This window comes from Humibacter sp. (assembly GCF_051954055.1).
In the GTDB taxonomy this organism is placed as follows: domain Bacteria; phylum Actinomycetota; class Actinomycetes; order Actinomycetales; family Microbacteriaceae; genus Humibacter.
The window spans coordinates 1-5,020 of sequence record NZ_JBQCIE010000009.1 but is presented as its reverse complement, the minus strand read 5'-3'; the positions used below and the strand labels follow the sequence as shown (position 1 = coordinate 5,020).

Below are 5,020 nucleotides of genomic sequence, written 5' to 3'. Positions count from 1 at the left end.
GTCGTGCGCGGTCGCTGACCCGGACCGTCCGTCGATCACGGCAGCGACGGCGCTCGCGGCCGCGATGCCGACGTGGCTCTCCATCATGCAGCCGACGATCGCCGACATCCCCGCTCGCTCCACGAGGTCGAGCACGGCCAGTGCCTCCCGGATGCCCCCGGTCTTCGCCAGCTTGATGTTCACCATGTCGGCGGCTCGCCGGGCGATGACCTCGCGAGCGTCGCGCGTGGTCCACACGCTCTCATCGGCGAGCACGGGCGTGTCGACGTGCGCGGTCACGAACGCGAGCCCCTCGAGATCGTCGCGGTGCACCGGCTGTTCGACGAGCTCGACGGCGAGTCCGGCATCCTCCCACCCCCGGATCACATCGACCGCGTGCTCGGGCGCCCAGCCCTGGTTCGCGTCTGCGCGCAGCGTGACCTTGTGGCCCACGGCATCCCGCACTGCCCGCATCGCCGCCACATCGTCGCTGCCGGCGCCGACCTTGAGCTTGAGCGTGCGGAAGCCGGCATCGCGATGCCGCACGGCCGTCTCGACCAGGCCGGGTATGCCGTCGTCGCTCGCGACGGCGGAGAGCGTCATGTCGCTGCGAACGGTCGCCCCGGATGCCCCGAGCAGCACGTGCAACGGGTGTCCCGCCGCCTGCGCCGCCAGATCGTAGATCGCACAGTCCACCGCCATGCGGGCCGCCGAGTTGTGCACGACCGCGCGATCCAAGGCGAGACTCGCCTCGGCGGCGGCCTCCATCGTTCCGTCGACGGGTATCCCGAGCACCGCGTCGCGCAGCGGACCCTCGACCGCTGCCGTCACGCTCGCCGGGCTCTCGCCCGTGACGCGCCAGCTCGTGGGCGCCTCGCCCCATCCGCTGCGCCCGTCGCTGTCGACGACCTCGACGAGCAGCGCCTCGATCTCGGTCGCGGTGCGCACGGCCGTGACGAAGGGGCGGACCAGCGGGACGGTGGCGCGGTGCAACCGCAGGCCGGCGATGGTGGTCACCCGTGACACGATACGGCGGAGATCGGGTGATCGGGCGCGCTCTACCAATCGAGCTGCCCTCAGAGTCAGCGCGGCCGCCCCGATCGGCCCGAATCGGTGACGCCCAGCCCCGCCGCCACCGCCGCACGGATGCTCCGTGCCCGCTCGGCTGCGCTTCTCGGCTTCGTGTCGAGCAGCACCGATTGCACCGCTGCCGAACTGGCACCCACGAACGCTCCGGCCAGCCCCGCTGCCTGTGTTTCACCGAGACGCGGGAACCTGCTGTGCAGCGCCTCGCCGATCGCCCGGATGGCGGTCAACTGCTCCGCCGCGGCGCGTGCGCGCACCGCGGGAACAGACTCGACGAGCTTGAGCCGCAGAATCGCAGGCTCGCTCACGAAGTCGGCGGCGCTCGCCGCGGCGGCGGCATCCAGACCACGTAGGAGGACCCGCGCGGGATCATCGTCATCGGATGCGTCGGCGATCGTCTGCACGGCGATCTCGATTCGGTCGTCGCCGGCTCCGAACAGCAGGGCGTCCTTGCTCTCGAAGTAGCCGAAGAAGGTGCGCGTGCCGATGTCCACGGCGGCCGCGATGTCGGCGACCGTGGTCTCGTCGTAGCCCTTCGTGGCGAAGAGCCGTACGCCGGCGGCGATGATGCGTTCCCTCGTCTGAGCGCGCTTGCGGTCTCGAAGCGTCACCGGTTCGGTCGTCGTCACAGTTGACATTCTAGCAGTCGATGCTATCTTGCAGTGAATGCGAAGTAGCATCGAATGCAAAAAGAATGCACGAGAGGAAGCCCATGGGCGGAAAGATCGGAACGGCACTGATCTCCGGTGCGGGGATCGGCGGCGGTGCGCTCGCGTGGCACCTCGCCGAGTGTGGGATCGACGTAACCGTTGTCGAGAAGGCGACCGGGCAGCGATCGAGCGGCAACCCGGTCGATGTGCACGACGAGGCGCTGCGCGTCACGGAGCGCATGGGCGTCGCCGACGAGCTCCGCGACGGCGCCACGAGCGTGAGTCGCATGGTGGCCGTGAACAGGGCCGGACGGCGTGTGGCGTCCGTTCCCGCTTCGGCGGTCGTCGCCGGCACCGACGGAGTGGAGGTTCCGCGCGCTGTGATCGCGGACATCCTGGTGCGTGCCGCGAAGGGTCGAGCGCAGGTGGTCTTCGACGAGGCGATCGCCGAGCTCCACGAGGATGCCCACGGCGTCGAGGTCGCCTTCGAGTCGGGTACGTCGGGCCGGTACGACATCGTGATCGGTGCGGACGGGCAGCACTCCCGGGTGCGATCGCTCGCGTTCGGGTCGGAGGAGCGGTTCGCGGACCGCATCGGCATGTTCGTTGCCACGGTCGCCGCGCCCGATGTGCAGGCAGATCCGGCCGAACTGACCATGCTGAACGTTCCGGGTCTCTCGTTCACCTTGCATCCGTCGACCGGGGTGCCGATCGGGGCCTTCATCTTCCACAGTCCCCTCGCCGCCGCCTTCGATTCACGCGGGGCCGACACGGCGCGATCGATCGTCACGGATGCCTACACCGGCCTCGGCTGGCGCGTGCCGGAGTTCCTCGACCGCTTCGTCGCCGCCCCCGACGTGTACTTCGACACCGTGACCCGGATCCGAATGGATGCCTGGCACACCGGCCGCGTCGCCCTCCTCGGGGACGCCGCTTCGTCGGTCTCACTGTTCGGCGACGGGTCGTCGTCGGCCATCGTGGGGGCGAGCACGCTCGCGGATGCCGTCGCGTCGCACCCAGACGATCCCGCGTCCGCGTTCACCGAGTACGAGCGGCGTCACCGCCTGATCGTTATGCCGAAACAGAATCTCGTGCGCCGTAGCGCGTCGATGCTGGTGCCGACGACGGCGCCGGGCCTCGCGGCGCGCAACCTCGCGTTGCGCGGCATCCAGGCGTACGCCGCTCTGCGGCACCCGTCGCAAAAACGGCGCGAATCGGCCGATTCGTCCGCCCGGAGTGCGTCGTGGCACCGGTCATGAACAGAATGGGATGACGCATCGCCGCCTCTCGCCATTCGACAGCGCGGATTCACGGCGCGGTACGGAAAGGCAGGACAGGATGACGAGCACCGAGACTCTGACGACGACAGCCGAGCACGACGAGGCGAGCCTGCAGGCGAAGGCCCGCGACCACCTGTGGATGCACTTCGCCCGGCAGTCGGTCATGGAAGACGGCCACGGCGTGCCGATCATCGTGCGCGGCGAGGGCCACCGGGTGTGGGACATCCAGGGCAAGGAGTACATCGACGGCCTGGCCGGACTGTTCACCGTCAACGCCGGTCACGGACGCAAACGACTCGCGGATGTCGCAGCCCAGCAAGCGGAGCAGCTCGCGTTCTTCCCGATCTGGTCGTACGCGCATCCGTCGGCCATCGAGCTCGCCGACCGCCTCGCCGGTTACGCACCCGGCGACCTGGGCCGCGTGTTCTTCACGACCGGCGGCGGCGAAGCAGTCGAGACCGCGTTCAAGCTGGCGAAGTACTACTGGAAGCTGCGCGGCAAGCCCACGAAGCACAAGGTGATCTCGCGGTCGATCGCCTACCACGGCACGACCCAGGGCGCGCTGGCGCTGACCGGCATCCCCGAGATGAAGGCGATGTTCGAGCCGCTTACCCCGGGCGGGTTCCGGGTGCCGAACACGAACTTCTACCGCGCGCCCGAGCACGGGGACGACCTCGAGGCGTTCGGCCAGTGGGCGGCCGATCGCATCGCCGAGATGATCGAGTTCGAGGGGCCGGACACGGTCGCGGCGGTGTTCCTCGAGCCGGTTCAGAACGCGGGCGGATGCTTCCCGCCGCCGCCCGGGTACTTCCAGCGCGTGCGCGAGATCTGCGACGAGTACGACGTGCTGCTGGTCAGCGACGAGGTGATCTGCGCGTTCGGCCGCATCGGGCAGTGGTTCGCGTGCGACGAGTACGGCTATGTGCCCGACATGATCACGTGCGCCAAGGCCATGACGAGCGGATACTCGCCGATCGGCGCCTGCATCGTCAGCGACAAGGTGTACGAGCCGTTCAAGCACGGCGAGGCATCCTTCCCGCACGGATACACGTTCGGCGGGCATCCGGTCTCCGCAGCGGTGGCACTGGAGAACCTCGACATCTTCGAGGAGGAGAAGCTCAACGAGCACGTGCGCGAGAACTCGCCACTGTTCCGCGCAGAGCTGGAGACCCTGCTCGACGTGCCGATCGTCGGCGACGTGCGCGGCGCCGGCTACTTCTTCGGCATCGAACTCGTCAAAGACAAGGCGACCAAGGAGACGTTCAACGACGAGGAGTCGGAGCGGCTGCTGCGCGGATTCCTGTCGAAGGCTCTGTTCGACGCCGGGCTGTACTGCCGGGCGGATGACCGTGGAGACCCGGTCATCCAGCTGTCGCCACCGCTCACGATCGGTCCGAACGAGTTCGCGCAGATCCGCGACATCCTGCGCAGCGTGCTGACGGAGGCCTCCGCGCGGCTGTAGGCCTCCCTCTCATCGTTCAGGTCGCAGTTTCTGTCGCTTCACGCGTCGAATTCCGACAGAAACTGCGACCTGAGTGGTGCTCGGACGGCGTTCGGACTGGACGCATGCAGACCACCAGCGGCCAGGTGGCGAGCTGTGGAAAGCGATCACTTCTGTGGAGAGCCGATCGGCGCCGCCCGTCGCATGCCACGTTGTGACGATGAGACCTGTACGACCTCTACCGCCGGAGTTGGAGACGCGATTCAGCGTTGCGGACGCGAAGCGACTCGGCATGTCGCCCGAACGTCTCCGCCGCGGCGACCTCGAGCGACCTTTCCATCGCGTTCGCTCGCTGGGAAGCGAGCCGCTCGTCGGTGACGACGAGGAGATCGATCCGTACGAACTCCAGCGACGCTCGCGCGTGATGCGCGCTCGCGAGTACTTGCCACGGATGCACGAGAACCACTTCTACTGCAAAGACACAGCGGTCTCTGCCTGGGGTGGCCCCCTTCCGCTGGTGCTCACGGAGTCCGGCGATCCGGCGATCGGGGAGGAACTGCCGCTGCATGTCAGCGCGTTCGGCA

At 68.4% G+C, this 5,020-nt stretch carries 5 protein-coding genes; 3 read left to right on the top strand and 2 right to left on the bottom strand.

Translation table 11 applies throughout. The features are described 5' to 3' along the window. Both ACTHNC_RS00550 and ACTHNC_RS00545 read right to left on the bottom strand, forming a co-directional pair. Positions 1-996: dipeptide epimerase (locus ACTHNC_RS00550; RefSeq protein ID WP_440292635.1), on the bottom strand; the 996-nt coding region annotated here is incomplete at its 3' end. A 65-nt stretch (positions 997-1,061) separates the two neighbouring features. After that, entirely contained in the window at positions 1,062-1,694 is a 633-nt protein-coding gene (locus tag ACTHNC_RS00545; protein ID WP_440292634.1) for a TetR/AcrR family transcriptional regulator, read from the bottom strand. Positions 1,695-1,777: 83 nt separating this feature from the next. Here ACTHNC_RS00545 and ACTHNC_RS00540 point away from each other — a divergent pair, with 83 nt between their 5' ends. From ACTHNC_RS00540 to ACTHNC_RS00530, 3 genes are all read left to right on the top strand, one after another. Continuing rightward, entirely contained in the window at positions 1,778-2,974 is a 1,197-nt protein-coding gene (locus ACTHNC_RS00540; protein WP_440292633.1) for an FAD-dependent monooxygenase, read from the top strand. A 79-nt stretch (positions 2,975-3,053) separates the two neighbouring features. Beyond that, a complete protein-coding gene (locus tag ACTHNC_RS00535) occupies positions 3,054-4,457 on the top strand; it encodes an aspartate aminotransferase family protein (RefSeq protein WP_440292632.1) in 1,404 nt (467 codons plus the stop codon). A gap of 271 nt (positions 4,458-4,728) precedes the next feature. After that, the coding region (locus ACTHNC_RS00530; protein WP_440292631.1) for a hypothetical protein at positions 4,729-5,020 on the top strand (292 nt) is incomplete at its 3' end.

Bases quoted from the DNA above. Each gene is read 5' to 3' on its own strand.
- ACTHNC_RS00535 (WP_440292632.1), top strand. From the start codon at position 3,054: ATGACGAGCACCGAGACTCTGACGACGACAGCCGAGCACGACGAGGCG.
- ACTHNC_RS00540 (WP_440292633.1), top strand. From the start codon at position 1,778: ATGGGCGGAAAGATCGGAACGGCACTGATCTCCGGTGCGGGGATCGGC.